Origin of the sequence: Chryseobacterium sp. PTM-20240506 (genome assembly GCF_048296755.1) — a bacterium.
GTDB classification, from domain to species: domain Bacteria; phylum Bacteroidota; class Bacteroidia; order Flavobacteriales; family Weeksellaceae; genus Chryseobacterium; species Chryseobacterium proteolyticum.
In genome coordinates, this window is record NZ_CP182581.1 from 3,502,291 (window position 1) to 3,517,593 (window position 15,303).

The 15,303-nt window shown below is 32.6% G+C and carries 16 protein-coding genes; all 16 read right to left on the reverse strand.

Annotation, left to right across the window (positions count from 1 at the left end; genetic code table 11):
* Positions 1–53: 53 nt before the first annotated feature.
* Complete coding sequence (locus tag ACNFU2_RS15615) at positions 54–992, reverse strand: glycosyltransferase family 2 protein (protein ID WP_273650472.1); 939 nt, start codon at positions 990–992, stop codon at positions 54–56.
* A 47-nt stretch (positions 993–1,039) separates the two neighbouring features.
* A complete protein-coding gene (locus tag ACNFU2_RS15620; protein WP_273650473.1) occupies positions 1,040–1,981 on the reverse strand; it encodes a glycosyltransferase family 2 protein in 942 nt (313 codons plus the stop codon).
* Between the two features lie 5 nt (positions 1,982–1,986).
* Positions 1,987–2,925 carry a glycosyltransferase family 2 protein gene (locus tag ACNFU2_RS15625; RefSeq protein WP_273650474.1) on the reverse strand — a complete coding sequence of 313 codons (939 nt, stop codon included), beginning with the start codon at positions 2,923–2,925 and terminating at the stop codon, positions 1,987–1,989.
* Positions 2,922–4,718, reverse strand: coding sequence for an asparagine synthase (glutamine-hydrolyzing) (gene asnB, locus ACNFU2_RS15630; protein ID WP_306613433.1), 1,797 nt, complete (start codon positions 4,716–4,718; stop codon positions 2,922–2,924). Before asnB ends, ACNFU2_RS15625 begins: the two co-directional genes overlap by 4 nt.
* Positions 4,719–4,775: 57 nt before the next feature.
* Positions 4,776–5,702 (reverse strand): glycosyltransferase family 2 protein, encoded by a 927-nt coding sequence (locus tag ACNFU2_RS15635; protein WP_273650476.1) that lies wholly within the window; start codon positions 5,700–5,702, stop codon positions 4,776–4,778.
* A gap of 12 nt (positions 5,703–5,714) precedes the next feature.
* Complete coding sequence (locus ACNFU2_RS15640) at positions 5,715–6,383, reverse strand: hypothetical protein (protein ID WP_273650477.1); 669 nt, start codon at positions 6,381–6,383, stop codon at positions 5,715–5,717.
* A gap of 17 nt (positions 6,384–6,400) precedes the next feature.
* Positions 6,401–7,333, reverse strand: coding sequence for a glycosyltransferase family 2 protein (locus ACNFU2_RS15645; protein WP_172282331.1), 933 nt, complete (start codon positions 7,331–7,333; stop codon positions 6,401–6,403).
* A gap of 6 nt (positions 7,334–7,339) precedes the next feature.
* Positions 7,340–8,278, reverse strand: a complete 939-nt coding sequence (locus ACNFU2_RS15650) for a glycosyltransferase (protein WP_273650478.1) — start codon at positions 8,276–8,278, stop codon at positions 7,340–7,342.
* A complete protein-coding gene (locus ACNFU2_RS15655; RefSeq protein WP_273650479.1) occupies positions 8,275–9,099 on the reverse strand; it encodes a glycosyltransferase family 2 protein in 825 nt (274 codons plus the stop codon). The genes ACNFU2_RS15650 and ACNFU2_RS15655 overlap by 4 nt, the downstream gene beginning before the upstream one ends.
* 5 nt (positions 9,100–9,104) lie before the next feature.
* Entirely contained in the window at positions 9,105–10,004 is a 900-nt protein-coding gene (locus tag ACNFU2_RS15660; protein ID WP_273650480.1) for a glycosyltransferase family 2 protein, read from the reverse strand.
* 5 nt (positions 10,005–10,009) lie between these two features.
* Positions 10,010–10,984: a hypothetical protein gene (locus ACNFU2_RS15665; RefSeq protein ID WP_273650481.1), complete on the reverse strand. Its 975-nt coding sequence runs from the start codon at positions 10,982–10,984 to the stop codon at positions 10,010–10,012.
* Positions 10,984–12,084, reverse strand: a complete 1,101-nt coding sequence (locus ACNFU2_RS15670; RefSeq protein ID WP_273650482.1) for a DegT/DnrJ/EryC1/StrS family aminotransferase — start codon at positions 12,082–12,084, stop codon at positions 10,984–10,986. The genes ACNFU2_RS15665 and ACNFU2_RS15670 overlap by 1 nt, the downstream gene beginning before the upstream one ends.
* Complete coding sequence (locus ACNFU2_RS15675; protein ID WP_273650483.1) at positions 12,077–12,538, reverse strand: acyltransferase; 462 nt, start codon at positions 12,536–12,538, stop codon at positions 12,077–12,079. Before ACNFU2_RS15675 ends, ACNFU2_RS15670 begins: the two co-directional genes overlap by 8 nt.
* The gene (locus ACNFU2_RS15680) at positions 12,535–12,936 is read right to left on the reverse strand and encodes a sugar 3,4-ketoisomerase (protein ID WP_273650484.1); all 402 of its coding nucleotides are present in this window, start codon (positions 12,934–12,936) and stop codon (positions 12,535–12,537) included. Before ACNFU2_RS15680 ends, ACNFU2_RS15675 begins: the two co-directional genes overlap by 4 nt.
* Positions 12,937–13,046: 110 nt before the next feature.
* Positions 13,047–14,309 carry an ABC transporter ATP-binding protein gene (locus ACNFU2_RS15685; RefSeq protein ID WP_273650485.1) on the reverse strand — a complete coding sequence of 421 codons (1,263 nt, stop codon included), beginning with the start codon at positions 14,307–14,309 and terminating at the stop codon, positions 13,047–13,049.
* Positions 14,310–14,327: 18 nt separating this feature from the next.
* Positions 14,328–15,176 carry an ABC transporter permease gene (locus ACNFU2_RS15690; RefSeq protein ID WP_273650486.1) on the reverse strand — a complete coding sequence of 283 codons (849 nt, stop codon included), beginning with the start codon at positions 15,174–15,176 and terminating at the stop codon, positions 14,328–14,330.
* Positions 15,177–15,303: the final 127 nt, after the last annotated feature.

The window sequence follows — 15,303 nt, forward strand, 5'->3', positions numbered from 1 at the left end:
ATAGTATAGATTATTTTCTTATAGTAATGAAATTTTGATATATTAAAAAGATACTAAAGTAAATACTTTCTAAAGTTAATATTATACAATCCAGATTTAATGCTTCGGAAATCTGTAAACAAATATTTTGTGATCATCCCCCATTTTCTGGGAACAGAAGCTTCTGCAATCTGGTAACTTCGGAGAGTCCTTTCAATATGTTTCTTTATATCATTTGAAATCAAATTTTCATGCTGTGCCCAATTATTGACTTCTCTCCAGAGCATAATTCTGGTGGATGAAGGTTTTATTTTACCAACGTCTACCTGTGTAATTCTGTTATTTTCATGAACTCCTCTTACTGCAACTGCAGTATTCAATAGCCCAGAATAAAGGCGGAGATAGAACGATAGTCTGAAGATGAATTCAGTATCCTGATGAAGTCTTAATTGAGTTTTGAATAATTGTCCTACTTTTGATAAAGCACTTTTCCTTATTGTTAATCCATCCAGACTAAAAAGACCAAAACTTCCTTTCATATTAAGAAGGCCGGGAAATACATCTTGGGGATTATGTCTTTTATAAACAGTGGTCAGGCGGTCTTCAAAAACCTTATAGTATTGTTCCCTAGCTTTTTCTGAATAATAGTGTACACCAATTGCTCCATATACCCCCTCAACATCAGGATTTTGAAAAAGCTCTTTTTCTGCATCAAAACGATTGGGTAAGTAATAATCGTCTGCATCTAAAAAGGCGATAAAATCACCTGTGGCATTTTGGATTCCCAGGTTTCTAGATGCTCCGGCACCATGATTTTGTTTATCAGGGTGCTGATATAATTTTACTCTGTCATGCTCTTCCACCAGTCTTTGACAAACGACCAATGCATTATCCGGAGATTTATCTTCCACAAGAATTACTTCAAATACTTCTTCAAACTGAAGAGCTGATTGCACAGCTTGAGAGATGTAATTCTCTGCATTGTAAACAGGTATAATGACAGATATTTTCATTATGATCAATTAATTTAAACAGGCAAACGATATAATATTATACAAGATTACGAAATTAATGAATATCTGAAGTTAATATTATATAATCCAGACTTTATACTTTCATAATCTGTCACTAAATATTTGATTATCATACCCCATTTTTTTAGTTTAGGGGCATTAGCAATTTCAAAACTGCGCTGCATTCTCTTGATATGAATTTTAATATCATCAGATATGGTTGCTTCATCTTTTGCCCACTTATAAGTTTCATTCCAGAGGATAGTCCTTGAAATTGCAGGCTTGGTTTTATTGGAATCTACTTTAGTAATTCTGTTACTTTCGTGTACTCCTCTCATTGCTATTGCCTGTTCAATAATTCCAGGATATAGTTCAAGATAATAAGACAAACGAAATAAGAATTCCGTGTCTTCGTGAAGCTTCATCGGTTTAAATAATGGATTTAGTTTTCTTATCATCGAAGCTTTTCTGATGGTCAGCCCATCCAAACTGAAGAGTCCAAAACTTCCAAGTTTATGAATTAATCCGGGAAAAACATCTTTTGGGCTATGTTTTTTATATACGGTGGTAAGTGAGTCTTTGAAAAGCTTATAATACTGTTCTTTTGCTTTTTCCGAATAATAATGAACGCCGATTGCACCATAAACTCCTTCTACTTCAGGATTTATAAAAAGCTTTTTTTCCGCTTCAAAACGATTGGGGAGATAATAATCATCAGCATCTAAAAAGGCGATAAAGTCTCCAGTAGATTTTTCTATCCCAAGATTTCTACTGGGGCCGGCTCCATGGTTTTTTTTATCCGGATGTTGGTATAATTTAACTTTATCATGCTTTGAGATTAATTCCTTACAAACTTCTAAAGAAGAATCCGGTGATGCATCTTCTACTAAAATCACCTCGAATACTTCATCATGCACTATTGCTGACTCCACTGCCTGAGAAACATACTTTTCAGCGTTATATACAGGAATAATTACTGAGATTTTCATTTCATCTATTTTTGATAGTTAAATCGATATTGTGTTTTTAATATATTGGGGTTTTTAATTGCTTCAATAAAGATATTATAATATTTTATGAGTCCTGTTTTTTGAGATAAATCAAAGGACTTATACTTTAAATAAATTTTTTCTTTGGATTCAGAGGAAATATTTTGTTGCTCAGCCCAATCATATAATGATTTCCAGAAAAGAAGTTGCCTTTGATTGTATTGAGGAGAATATTTAATAATTTTAGTGATTCTGTTGTCATCATGTATGCCTCGAATGGCGACAGGTTTATCTATAATCCCGGACTTTAAGTAACAATGATAAGTCAGTTTAATTATAAAATCCGAATCCTGGTGAACCCTTAGAAGTTCATTGAACCTGAGGTTATGTGTATCGATAGGATGTCTTCTTATAGTGAGTGCATTTAAGTGAAAAAACGTACCGAAAGTTTTAGGTGTTAATCCAAGAAGTCCTTTAAAAACCTCCATGCCTTCTGCGGGATAATTTACTGTGGTAAGAAAGGTATCATTAAACTTAGACTGAAATTCCTGTCTCCCCTTTTCGGTTAGATATTCTATACCAATAGCACCAAAGATCCCCTCTATTTTAGGATCTTTAAATATTTCTTTTTCGGCATCGAAACGATTGGGTAAATAATAATCGTCTGCATCTAAAAATGAGATAAAGTCTCCTGTGGATTTTTGCATCCCGAGATTTCTCGAGGCAGCAGCGCCATGATTTTCTTTATCAGGATGTTGAAGAAGGATGATTTTGTTGTTTTCACTAGCTAATTTTTTACAGATTTGCAGTGAATTGTCAATTGATTTGTCTTCGACTAAAATAACTTCTTTTACTTCTTCAAATTGTAATGCTGACTGAACTGATTTTTCTAAAAACTCAGCTGCATTATATACAGGAATAATTACTGAGATTTCAAGCATCATAATATAGATTTATTGTTATAAGCCCATAAAGCAAGCTGTAATAAATTCCAATGTTTATGATCGTTATTCAGAAATTTTTGAGCATTATCAAAATCAATATAGTCAAAGATTTTCTGATTAGGATCTTTGAGCAGGTCGTTGGAAAGGTTAATGAGTGACTCTTCTTCAAACCATGCCTTAATGCTCATTCCAAATCCTTGCTTATGCCGTTTTCTTATAGTCTCAGTCCAATACGACCCCATAGCTTCACGGAGTATGATTTTATCGTCATCACCTTTTAATTTCAATTGTTCCGGAAGTTGGATGCAAAATTCAGCAAAATCCATATCGAGAAAAGGGGTTCTAACTTCCAGCGAATTAGCCATTGCCATCCTATCGGATTTCATCATCATATTGCCAGGTACATAATTTTCAAGATCTACCCTCATAATATCATTCAGAGAATCAGGGTCAGGAATAAAACTATAAGACTGATGATAATCTGTTGAGATTCCCAAAAGCTTTTGTTCATTTTTATTAAATGCATTTCTCACAGAATTCTGATGAAAATCCAAAACAGAAGAATATTGCAGATTCTTTTGGGTAACAAAAGAAGTCTTTCTAAAATTCTGATAAAGCTTTAATCCAAATTTTGCGATGATGTTTTTATAGCTAAAATGATTTCTTAGTTGATCTTCAACTTTATAAAAATGGTATCCCCCGAATAATTCATCACCAACATCTCCTGATAGAACAACGGTGAGATTCTTTCTTGCGTTCTTACAGATTTCATAATGTGGGAGATAAGAAATATCAGCAAAGGGCTCATCCAGAAAGGGCGAAACTTTTAAAAGTGACGCTGCTATATCCTGTTTTTTTTCATGAACTTCAATGTGATTGGTGTTGTACTTTTCAGCAATCTCTTTTGCGTATTTCAGCTCGCTATCTTTATGATCATAGCCAAAACTAATAGTAGTTTGTTTAGGTAAAAACTCATTAACTAATGCAACAATAGAGGAAGAGTCGAGTCCTCCACTTAGAAAGCTTCCCACTTCCACATCTGCTATGAGCTGTTTTTTAACCGCATTTTTTAAAAGGTATAAAAATTCTTCTTTAGCATCAGATAAGCTTATAACTCTGTCTTTCGCAGGTAAATTATAATAGCGTGAAACTTCAATTTTTCCATCCTTCCAGATGAGTTGATGGGCTGGAGGAAGTGCAAAGATATTAGCATATATACTTTGATATGTGTTTACATATCCATTCTGGAGATAGTGTCCTAATGCATCAGGATTTACCTTAGATTGTATAAGTCCGGAAGCAAGGATTGCTTTGATTTCTGAGGCAAAAATAAATTCATTGTTATGTCCAATAGCATAAAAGAAAGGTTTTTCTCCAAAACGATCACGGGCGCAAAACAACTGTTGCTTTTGTTCATCCCAAATAGCAAATGCAAACATCCCGGGAAGATCATGAATGAGGTTTTCCTGCTTCCTTTGATACATGGCTAAAATCACCTCCGTATCGGAACTTCCATGGTATGGATACTCGGCATACCTTTTTTTGATGTCAAGATAACCGTAAATTTCACCATTCAGAACGATGCATTCGTTTTTTGTGTTGGAGTACATGGGTTGTATTCCATTTTCAGATAAATCGATGATTGATAATCTGCGATGTCCCAAAGCAATATGATCATAAAATTCATAATGGGAAGAATCCGGGCCACGATGTGCAATTGCATCAGTCATTTTTTGGATTTCTTCTGTATAATTTCTGGCATTATTGCTGATAATTCCTGCTATTCCACACATTTGTTTTGTTTTTTCATCACCATTTTGTTAAAAAAAATTCCATCTCTTGGGACTAATTTACGAAAGATTGAGAAAAGAAGGACCTTCCTGTTTTACCTTATTTCGAATATCAATAAGTGTTTTTTCCTCTTGGGATATTTTTTTATATCGGTGAGATAATTTTTTATATTCGGTTCTGTTCCCTAGTAAAAGGTTTTTGAAAATACTCTGTTTCAGTGATTTTTTCTCCAGTTGTAGAGCGTTAGGTAAGTTTGGATTTATAATATTTGTTTCAATACGCAGATCTTTATACTTATTGTAATCAATCTTATTCAGTAACTGTACTCCATCATGCACTGCCTTACTAGAGGGCACGAGGATGATCTTTTTTTTATGAAAATGAACCCGATTTACATATTCATTATCTTCGCCATAGTGGAAAAAATAAGGATTAAATCCGCCAACTGTTTCTATCGTTTGCTTCGGTAGAAGCCAATGTGCTGCGTTAATAAAATTGATTTCGTAGAAAGGTTTTATTGTTTGAAAATAAAGATCAGAGATTAATCTCGTCTTATCACAGTTCTGAGCTATATATTTATCTAAAAAAATATCCAGGTATTTTTCTGATCCGTCTACCTGCATTGGGCTTATAATTCCAATGTCGTTTTGATCGGGGTGGGTATTGTAGACTTGCAGGAGGTTCTTTATACTATCCGGATATAACCATGCATCCTGATTCATTAAATAAAAGAAATCTGCACCATCCTTATATGCTTTCTCAATTCCGATGTTATTAGCTTTTCCAAATCCTAAGTTTTCTGGGGACTGAATAAATTGTATTTCAGGAAATTTTTCTTTTATATATTCCTGTGTGCCATCAGTAGATCCATTATCAATAACAATGCACTGTACAGGTACAGAAGATTCTCTTAGACTTGTAAAGCATCTTTCTGCCCATTTCATGGCATTGTAGGTAACAATAATAAAATAAATCTTAGGTATCACTATTTTTTATTTTTAAATATACTTTTGAGCTAAATTATTTAAATAGACATCAGGTTTTACTCCTGAGAAAAAAGCATCCGTATTTTGGTCAAAAGTTACTTTATAAAAATCTCCTTCTTCGACCTCATCATAGTAAGCTTCCTGTTGTATCTGATCCTGAATAGCATTGACAATCTCTCTTAAGTTATAATAATAAGGAAATGCAAAATTGATTGTTTCGTTTTTTACAGATCTGCATGTAGTATCAAGAAAGCCTGAAATATCATCAATATCTAATAACAATCTTCTGGCATTACGGTGAACTGTAAATCTACTGTTATCTTTAATTTTTGTTTTGAGAAAGTTGAAAAGAGTATTGGGATTACCTCCTTTTCCTACAATGTTTCCAATTCTTAAGATAAGATAATTATTAGATTTATTCTTAATGTAATTTTCCATTTCAAGCTTATGTAATACATAATTGCTTTTCTGCTTTGATTGATCATGTACACTTAGAGTGGAAAAATATACCAATTTCTTTTCTTTATTATTTACAAGGGCGTTGCTTAAAAGATCAAATTCTCTTTTAAATTCGGTTTCTTTAGTTTCAAGGGAATTTGAAACACCAGAAGCAAAATAAAGAACATCTTCAGTATCAATATTTTTTAATGAATTAGCAATAAGCCCGTTTCCTATAATCATATTTTGTGTTTATTAATCTATACAAAACTATTGTTTTGTTTTTTTATCTGATATTTTTGTTTAATTGTTCTTCTGCTCCATTTAATGGTATGGTATAATTTGGTCGGAGTAAAGGAAAATTTAGACAAAACATTATAAAAAAAATAACCAATGCTCGCCTTAAAAAAATCGATTTTGCTTATCATATTTGAATAAGACATAAGGGTATAATAAAAATAGCTCTTAAGTTTTAATTGGCTATAATCTGAGTTATATTTTTTTATAAAGGGAATAATAGCAAAATCTTTTTTCATGACTTCTGAAGTTACATTTTTTGAAATACTGGCTCCAAATTGTCTGTAGGTACTCATTTGTTCCGGAAATATTTTTACTTTACCATAGCAACCTGCCAATAAATATAAACATCTGTCTGCGGAAATAATATCCGTTGGAAAGTCATCCTTTAATATCGATTTTCTAAAAAAAAAGGTGGATGTCTGACATATTTTCAGATCGGTTAAATCATCTTTTAACAATTCATCTCCCGGATGATCAGTAAAGCTATGGCTTGGGGTTGGAGTATCTTCATAAACAACCTTGGAATCTGCTCCTACAGCTGAAAAATCGGGATGAGATTCCAAAAAATCAAATTGCTTTTGAATTTTTGAATGGTCAATCCACAGATCATCTCCATCTAGAATAGCAATATATTTTCCTGAAGCTTTTGAAAAAGAAAATAGAGTATTTTTAACATAACCTAAATTGGGTATGTTTTTAAAATATTTGATTCTGTTACCTTTGGGGTGTGTGGTAATAAGTTGATTAATAATATCTTCTGTGTTGTCGGGAGAATTGTCATTGCATACAATAATTTCATAGGAACCGGAAAATTCCTGGGAAAAAATACTTTCCAGACATTCTTTGATATACTTTTCATGTTTATATGTAGTGATGCAAATACTGATATCCATAATGAGTTAGATTGTAAACAGGTCTGACAATTTCAAGTCTAAATATTTATGACGAATACATTTCGCTATATATATCTTCTTGTCAAGAAAGTTCATTGTTTTCAAATAAGAATTCCTATTTTTAATAAAGGCAGAATATATTTCTGTTTTTTGAGGATCCTCTTTAGGATTTATTTCCTGAAGCCTTTCAATAGATTTTAAATATGGCCATACATAATTTTTAAAATACTGTTGGTGTCTCGAAAGACTGGAGGGTGCCTCAGATTTCTCAGAATTATATCTGAGCCCATATACCTGACCAGGATGAAGTCTGTAGGAAGAAAGGGCTTTTGGAATGAATCCCAATTTATTTTTAATACTCAGTATTTGTACAATAAAATAATCATGAGCCATTGGAAAATCTTTGATATTGTATTTTTCAAGTGCATTTTTTCTTATGGCAAGTGCACAACCCAGAATAAAACTACCTTTACTTACTAATGAAACAAAAAGCTTATGCTCCCGAATGTCATTAATAATATTTTCGTGTGTTATATTTTTCCAATTAAGATATGATGGCTGAACACTATTTTCATCGATTAGTTTTAAATCATGAAATACTCCATCGGAATCAGGGTTTTTCTGGAAGAAAAGAATCGTCTCCTCTATCTTGTTCTTTTCCCATACATCGTCTTGATCACTAATAATTATGATTTCATTATTGCATAAATAGATCGCTTTTTCAAAATTTCTTATAAATCCTAAATTGGTTTCGTTTGTAAATACTTTGATAATCTCAGGATACTTTTTCTCATAAGTGCTTAAAATTTCAATTGTTCGGTCAGTAGAACCGTCATCGCAGATGATCAGCTCATCAGGAATCAAAGTCTGATGTAAAATGCTATCTAGCTGAGTGGACAAATATTTTTCACCATTGTATGTACACAGTGCTACTGATACCTTCATAATTTGAAAAATTTAAAAACTTTACTTACTAAAACATACCTTTTACTGTTTAAAATAGCTTTTAGGTGTTTGTTTTCGGAGGTTAACTTTTCATTAGCTTCAAATAAATTTTCAAAACTTCCTAGCTCCTTCGTGAAAAACTCTATATGTTTTCTATAGATTATATTGTGAGTATACAATTTCTTTGAATTACCATTTGCCGACATTTCTTTTATCATAGATATTTCTTTAATTCTATAATAAAACCCTACTTCTTTAATTTTGAAAACATCACCTTTTTCCTTCAAAAGAGAAATCCAGAAATCCCAGTCCTCCCATCCGTAAATAAGGTTAGTATCATAGCCTCCTGCCATCATCCAGTCCTCTCTTTTAAAGAAAGCAGAACAAAAAATCATGTTTTTTACGGCAAGCATCTTTCTGCTATAGGCCGGTAGTTCCCAACTTCCATTTTCTGAACCAAATTTTTCTGCTTCACAATAGATAATTGTATATCCTTTATTAAATTCTTTTGCAGCTAAATCAAGGTACCGGCTGCTTATTTTATCATCGGCATCCAATGGTAATATCCATGTTCCTTTTGAGATTTCTATACCCGCATTCCTGGCTGAAGATAATCCTCCGTTTTCTTTATAAATATACTGAAAACGAGGGTCTTTCTCAATCCATTTTTTTGCTATCTCTTCTGTGTTATCCGGAGAACCGTCATTTACAATAATACATTCCCAGTTCTCATAATTTTGATCAAGAACTGTTTCTAAGCATTCATCAAGAAATTGAGCCTGATTGTAGCATGGAACGATTATGGAAATTTCTGGATTCATTTTTTTTAAATGATTTTATTTAAAAGTTTAAATAATGGAACCGGTAGCTTATAATGCATGGCAGTATATAATCGTTTTACTTTAAAAGGATAATTTTTGTAGGCTTTGAGATATTGCAAAGGTAATTTTTCACCCGATATATAATGTTTCTGTGTTATTCCGTTTATTTTATCTTTTATATCACCATTTTTATCAAACATCATCTGAAGAATCAAGGTTTCCATCTCTATTCTTTCTTTTTTAGCAGAAGAAAGATTATTATCATGAATTCTGTAATAAGCTAGTTTTTGAGGAATGTAAGCTATGTAATAAAGAGCGTTTATCTTTAGCCATCTAAAATAATCCTCCACTAAAAAATCTGATTTATATTCTCCTGTATCTACAAGGGCTTTTTTTCGCATGAGAACTGTTAGGGCAGCAATTCTGTTGCTCTTAATTAATTGTTTCCTAAAAAGGTCTTTATCAATATTTCCCAGCGAGTTATAATCTGCGATATCCGGAATGCTGTTTGAATTTTCATCTACTCCATATGTGTCTGTGAATACCATTCCGAACCCATCACCTAGTCTTTCCAGTTCTGCTACACATTTTTCTATCGCTTCAGGATGGAGAAAATCATCGGCTGCAATTATTTTTATGTATTCTCCTTCTACAAGATTCATACAATTGTTCAGCATAGTTGAAAGGCCAGTATTTTTTTTCTGAAAATTGGTTTTGGCTGAATAGTTATTTTTTTTAAGCCAATTTTCATATACAGAAACTGAATCATCCGGTGAAAAATCGTCTGCAAGAATCAATTCTATGTATGGATAGGTCTGTGATTTAATACTATCCAGACATTCGTTAATATACTTTTCATGATTATAGCTACTAACTATAATACTTACTAACCCTTTTTTTTCCAAAATAATTATTCTAATTGTTCCTTTGCCCCTTCAATACCTAACAAACTCTGTACCTTTTCTCCGTGAGCATCTAAGGAATAAATAAGTTCTCTTTGATCTTTCTTTACCAGATAGATTTCAGATGGGACTATATTCGCATTGTCGATTTTCTTTGGAATCACTAGCTCTAACGTGTAGCCAGCAATAAATTTTTCGTTGAGGAAATCCGGTTTTATGTGAATTGTCGGATTAAGTGAGTCTACCGACACCCTGTTCAATTTAGTTGCTACTAACTTGGATGTTAATGGACTTAAACCAATGCGGAAAAGTTTACGTTGTTTAATATACTGAAATCCATTTTCTTCAAGGGTTACCGGATTATGATAAACCATTTTTTCGAGATGCTTAAGAAGTCCTTTGGAATTATAGATTGTTCCATCAACAGAAAAAGGATAAGACCAGTGATGAATAGCCGTATCGGTATAATAATCCCATTGATAATAGTTGTTCTTTTTCTCAAGATATGATGGTTGTCCTTCCAAATTTTCACCAACGTACAATCTGTAAGAAGCATTTTCAGGATTGGCTCTTATGATGTCAAACACTTCTTTCGGAATTGTAATATCATCATAAAAAACTCCATCATCTGTGTTGAACATTAGGAATTCACAATTGCTGTTGCGAATGATTTTTTGAAGTAATCCTTTGAAATTATCTCCGTTTTTATTAAATAAATTTTTTTTCTTGAAGAATTCCCAATCTTTTTTTGAATTAAGTGATTTGAAATAAGATAAATCGAAAATAACACTCTTTCTTTCAATAAAATTTACACGCTGTTCTGCATATTTTTTCTTAAGAAGCTCATATCCTTCCTTATGAGGTCCACTCGTATGATATAAAACAACGATTTTTGAATCTGTTTTAAAATGTTTTAAAGTAGATTGTAATAAGTAATCTAACTGAATCGCACGATTGTAAGAAAATATTATATTGAGAACCATTAGAATGCATTTAAGGTTTGTATAACTTTTAAAATTTCCCCATCTGTCATTACTGGGGAAATTGGTAAACTTAAAACCTCATTATGAATCTTTTCGGTAACAGGCAGACTAAGTTCCTTCCATTCTGAGTATGCTTCCTGATGATGAGGTGGAATGGGATAATGTATGAGGGTTTGGATTCCATTTTCTTCAAGATACTTTTGCAGCTTATCCCTATCTTCTGTTCTGATTACAAAAAGGTGATATACATGGCTGTTTTCTTCTAATTTATGTTGAGGGAGAATAATCTTTGGATTTATAATTTCCTTAAGGTATCTATCTGCAATTTTTTTTCGTTCGTAATTTTCTGCGTCTAAATATTTTAATTTTACAGATAACACAGCAGCCTGAATTTCGTCTAAACGCGAATTGTAACCACGATATTGGTTAACGTATTTTTTTTGAGAACCGTAATTTGCCAAAGTTCTCACACAAGTCGCCAATTCATTGTCTTTACAAGTGACAGCGCCGGCATCTCCTATAGCTCCAAGGTTTTTCCCTGGATAAAAGCTGAATCCTGCAGCATCTCCTAAACTTCCTGATTTTTTGTTTTTCCACAATGCTCCAATTGTTTGAGCATTATCTTCAATTATTTTTAGATTATATTTTTCTGAAATTTGTTGTATTTTCTCTGAAAATACAATACTCCCATATAAATGAACAAGTAGAATTGCTCTGGTCCGTGAAGTAATTTTTTCTTCTATTTTAGAAGTGTCAATGTTGTAAGTATTAAGATCTGGTTCTACTAAAACCGGAACTAATTTATTATCTGTGATGGCAAGGATAGAAGCAATATAGGTATTGGCGGGAACAAGAATCTCATCTCCTTCAGTCATAATACCAAGCTCAATATAAGCTCTGAAAATTAACCTTAATGCATCTAACCCATTTGCCACGCCAATGGCATGAGGAACATCGCAATATTGAGCAAGCTCTGTTTCAAATGTTTTTATTCTATCACCCAATAAATACCATCCGGAACGGAAAGTACTTAAGATGGCATCTTCAATTTCTTGTTGATGGGTAAGATTTATTTTCTGTAAATCAAGAAATTTAATCATGAGTATTTTTCTTTAAAAATTTTGCTGGATTTCCAACCCAGATTTCATTGGCAGGAATGTTTTTGGTAACAACACTCCCTGCTCCGATAAGCGAATTTTCTCCAATTGTCACACCTGCCAGTATGGTTGCGTTTGCACCAATAGATGCTCCTTTTTTTATCAATGTATGTTCCAGTTTAAAGTGCTTATTTTTGGATTTTGGAAACAGGTCATTCGTGAAAGTTGCATTAGGGCCAATAAAAACATCATCTTCTATTGTAATTCCATCCCAGATCTGAACACCGGGCTTTATTGTTACATTATTCCCTATAATTACCTTATTTTCTATAAATACCTGACAATTGATATTACAGTTACTTCCAATTTCTGCGTCTTTAAGAATGACGCAGAATTGCCATATGTAGGTTCCTTCACCTATGTTTTGAGATTGTACATCAGCCAGAGAGTGAATCATTTTTTATAATTTTTAAATTCCTCAAAATCTCTGAAATAATCTTTCTCATCATAAAGTTCAGATGCTAAACACAGGAGTACAGCATTGTGGCTAAACTTGATGTCTCTCCAAATTAGTTTAGGAATATAGAGGCCTTTCGAAGGTGAATCTAAAATGAAAGTTTCTCTATTTCCCTGAAGATCAAGCGTGTTAAATTCTATAATACCAGAGGTTGCAAATATCACTTGTTGAAGTTCTTTATGTGCATGACCTCCTCTTATAACATCCTGAGGAGTATAATAAGTCCAGTAAACTCTCTTTATTTCAAAAGGAGTGTCTTTTTGTGTTTCTGCAACAGTAATATATCCCAAATCCTGGGAGCCAATTTTAGAAAAATTTATGATATGTGGGATATCCATCGAATGAATATAATTAGTTAGTAATAAATTATTTCAAGTAAATGTATAAATTTTATATAACAAAGGATGTAATGGACTTTAATAATATGTTATCCAGATATCCATTATTTTTACATTTTCTCATAATTTACATTATGTGTGATTTTTGGAAATAAAACTCCTGGAGATTTAATTATTTCCCCGAATTGATTTTGCATTCCATTTACTTCAAAACCAAAAATTTGTGTTCTGAATGCTATGTCTGATCTATTAACACCCCAGAAAAAATCAAAATAATAGGAATCCTCATTAAGGGTATATGGAGGTATTTCAAATGTAACAGTATAATCTCCTTTTTGAGATTCTCTGTTAGTACTTAACATCAGTCCAGTACTCATTACTGTAAGATCGTGGCTATTTTTAAGAAGAAAGGAAAGATCAATATCGACATTCGCCATCTTTGACATAAAAGAAACAGTTACAAGGATACCCGACTTTATATTAATCATATCTCCATTAATTGGTTCGGTTTTGAAGGATTTAATTAAAATCTTTTCATTTTCAAGTTTTATAGGATCATCCAAATAATTGTAGAAAAATTTGGCTTCATTATTTTTTTGATATTCTATAATACATTTATTAATATCCCCTTGATTAATTAATAAGCCTTTATCTAATAATAATGCAGTGTTACAAAGCTCTTTAATAGCAGTAATATTATGACTTACAAAAAGTACAGTTCTTCCTTCTCCTTTGGTGACATCACCCATTTTCCCCAGGCATTTTTTTTGAAATTCTGCATCTCCAACAGCCAAAACTTCATCTACAATAAGAATTTCCGATTCTAAATGGGCAGCCACAGCAAATGCCAGACGTACATACATACCTGATGAATATCTTTTTACCGGAGTATCTATATACCTTTCTACGCCAGAAAAATCAACGATCTCATCAAACTTTCTTGTGATTTCCTTTCGGGTCATACCCAAAATTGCCCCATTTAAAAATACATTTTCCCTGCCTGTCATTTCCGGATGGAAGCCAGTTCCAACCTCAAGCAAAGAAGCTATTCTTCCTTGGGTGTAGATTTTTCCCGTTGTGGGTTTGGTAACTTTACTTAAAAGTTTTAATAGTGTTGATTTTCCTGCACCATTTCTGCCAATAATTCCTAAAGCATCCCCTTGCTTTGTTTCGAAATTAATATCTCTAAGTGACCAAACATATTCGGAATCTCCTTTTGAAGTTCTATCATTAGCTTCTCCAATTTTCAAATAAGGATCTTCTTTACCTCTTAACCTGTACCAGAATCTATTAAGGTCATGAGAAAGTGTGCCTGTTCCAACTTGTCCTAAACGATATTGTTTTGATATATTTTCTGCTTTTAAAGCGAGCATATTTTTTTAGTTTAATAATTATACAGTATCCATAAATGTTTTTTCAACCTTATTGAAAACAACAACTCCTATCCCCAAAAGAATAAGGATGATTATAGTACTTATTCCAAGCATCAATGGTGAAAAATCTCCAACACCTAACCATCCATACTTAAAACATTCAAAAATACCGGTTAATGGGTTGTAATAGGCTAACTTTTTAAAATATCCGGGTAGTGATGATACAGGATAGATAACCGGAGTTGCATACATGTATAAGCTTACACCAAAGCCCAATAGCATGTTAAGGTCTTTGTATTTTGTTGTAAGAGAAGAAAAGATCATACCAACACCTAATGCGAAAAGGGCCATAAGAACGACCAAAAGCGGAGTAGCCAAGATCCATATGTTAAAATGAATATCTCCTTTAGCGAGATAGTATCCCCAAACAATGATGAACAAAAAGAATTGAACACCAAGACGCATTAAATTTGAAATTACAATTGAAATAGGGGTGACAAGTCTCGGGAAATATACCTTTCCGAAGATAGCCGCATTTCCTGCAAATGTATTTGAAGTACCAAGTAGTGCACCTGAAAAATAGTTCCAAAGAGTAACCCCAGCTAGATAAAATAGCAATGGTGGTGCACCGTCTGTAGGTAAGTTAGCAAGTTTCCCAAAAACAATCAGATACGTAATTGTGGTGAAAATCGGATTAATAAAAAACCATATAGGTCCCAGAATCGTTTGTTTGAAACTGGATATAAAATCCCTTTTCACAAACATATAAATAAGATCTTTATATCTCCATACTTCTTTGAGCCTTAAGTCAAATAAAGTATGGTTGGCCTCAATGGTTTCTGTCCACTTTTGTTGTGGTTCATTCATTTGTGTTAAGTTTATGCAAATTTATAATAATTAATTTTCTCATAGTTCTATATATTATGAATTGTTATTCATGTAAAAACTAAAAATAATAACTAATATATTGATATTTATTATTATAAACAAAAGC

Coding starts and splice junctions, on each gene's coding strand:
- ACNFU2_RS15685 (WP_273650485.1), bottom strand. CDS start 14,309: ATGCTCGCTTTAAAAGCAGAAAATATATCAAAACAATATCGTTTAGGA.
- ACNFU2_RS15690 (WP_273650486.1), bottom strand. CDS start 15,176: ATGAATGAACCACAACAAAAGTGGACAGAAACCATTGAGGCCAACCAT.
- ACNFU2_RS15640 (WP_273650477.1), bottom strand. CDS start 6,383: ATGATTATAGGAAACGGGCTTATTGCTAATTCATTAAAAAATATTGAT.
- ACNFU2_RS15675 (WP_273650483.1), bottom strand. CDS start 12,538: ATGATTCACTCTCTGGCTGATGTACAATCTCAAAACATAGGTGAAGGA.
- asnB (WP_306613433.1), bottom strand. CDS start 4,718: ATGTGTGGAATAGCAGGAATTATCAGCAATAATGCCAGAAATTATACA.
- ACNFU2_RS15625 (WP_273650474.1), bottom strand. CDS start 2,925: ATGATGCTTGAAATCTCAGTAATTATTCCTGTATATAATGCAGCTGAG.
- ACNFU2_RS15680 (WP_273650484.1), bottom strand. CDS start 12,936: ATGGATATCCCACATATCATAAATTTTTCTAAAATTGGCTCCCAGGAT.
- ACNFU2_RS15670 (WP_273650482.1), bottom strand. CDS start 12,084: ATGATTAAATTTCTTGATTTACAGAAAATAAATCTTACCCATCAACAA.
- ACNFU2_RS15665 (WP_273650481.1), bottom strand. CDS start 10,984: ATGGTTCTCAATATAATATTTTCTTACAATCGTGCGATTCAGTTAGAT.
- ACNFU2_RS15615 (WP_273650472.1), bottom strand. CDS start 992: ATGAAAATATCTGTCATTATACCTGTTTACAATGCAGAGAATTACATC.
- ACNFU2_RS15655 (WP_273650479.1), bottom strand. CDS start 9,099: ATGAATCCAGAAATTTCCATAATCGTTCCATGCTACAATCAGGCTCAA.
- ACNFU2_RS15650 (WP_273650478.1), bottom strand. CDS start 8,278: ATGAAGGTATCAGTAGCACTGTGTACATACAATGGTGAAAAATATTTG.
- ACNFU2_RS15620 (WP_273650473.1), bottom strand. CDS start 1,981: ATGAAAATCTCAGTAATTATTCCTGTATATAACGCTGAAAAGTATGTT.
- ACNFU2_RS15645 (WP_172282331.1), bottom strand. CDS start 7,333: ATGGATATCAGTATTTGCATCACTACATATAAACATGAAAAGTATATC.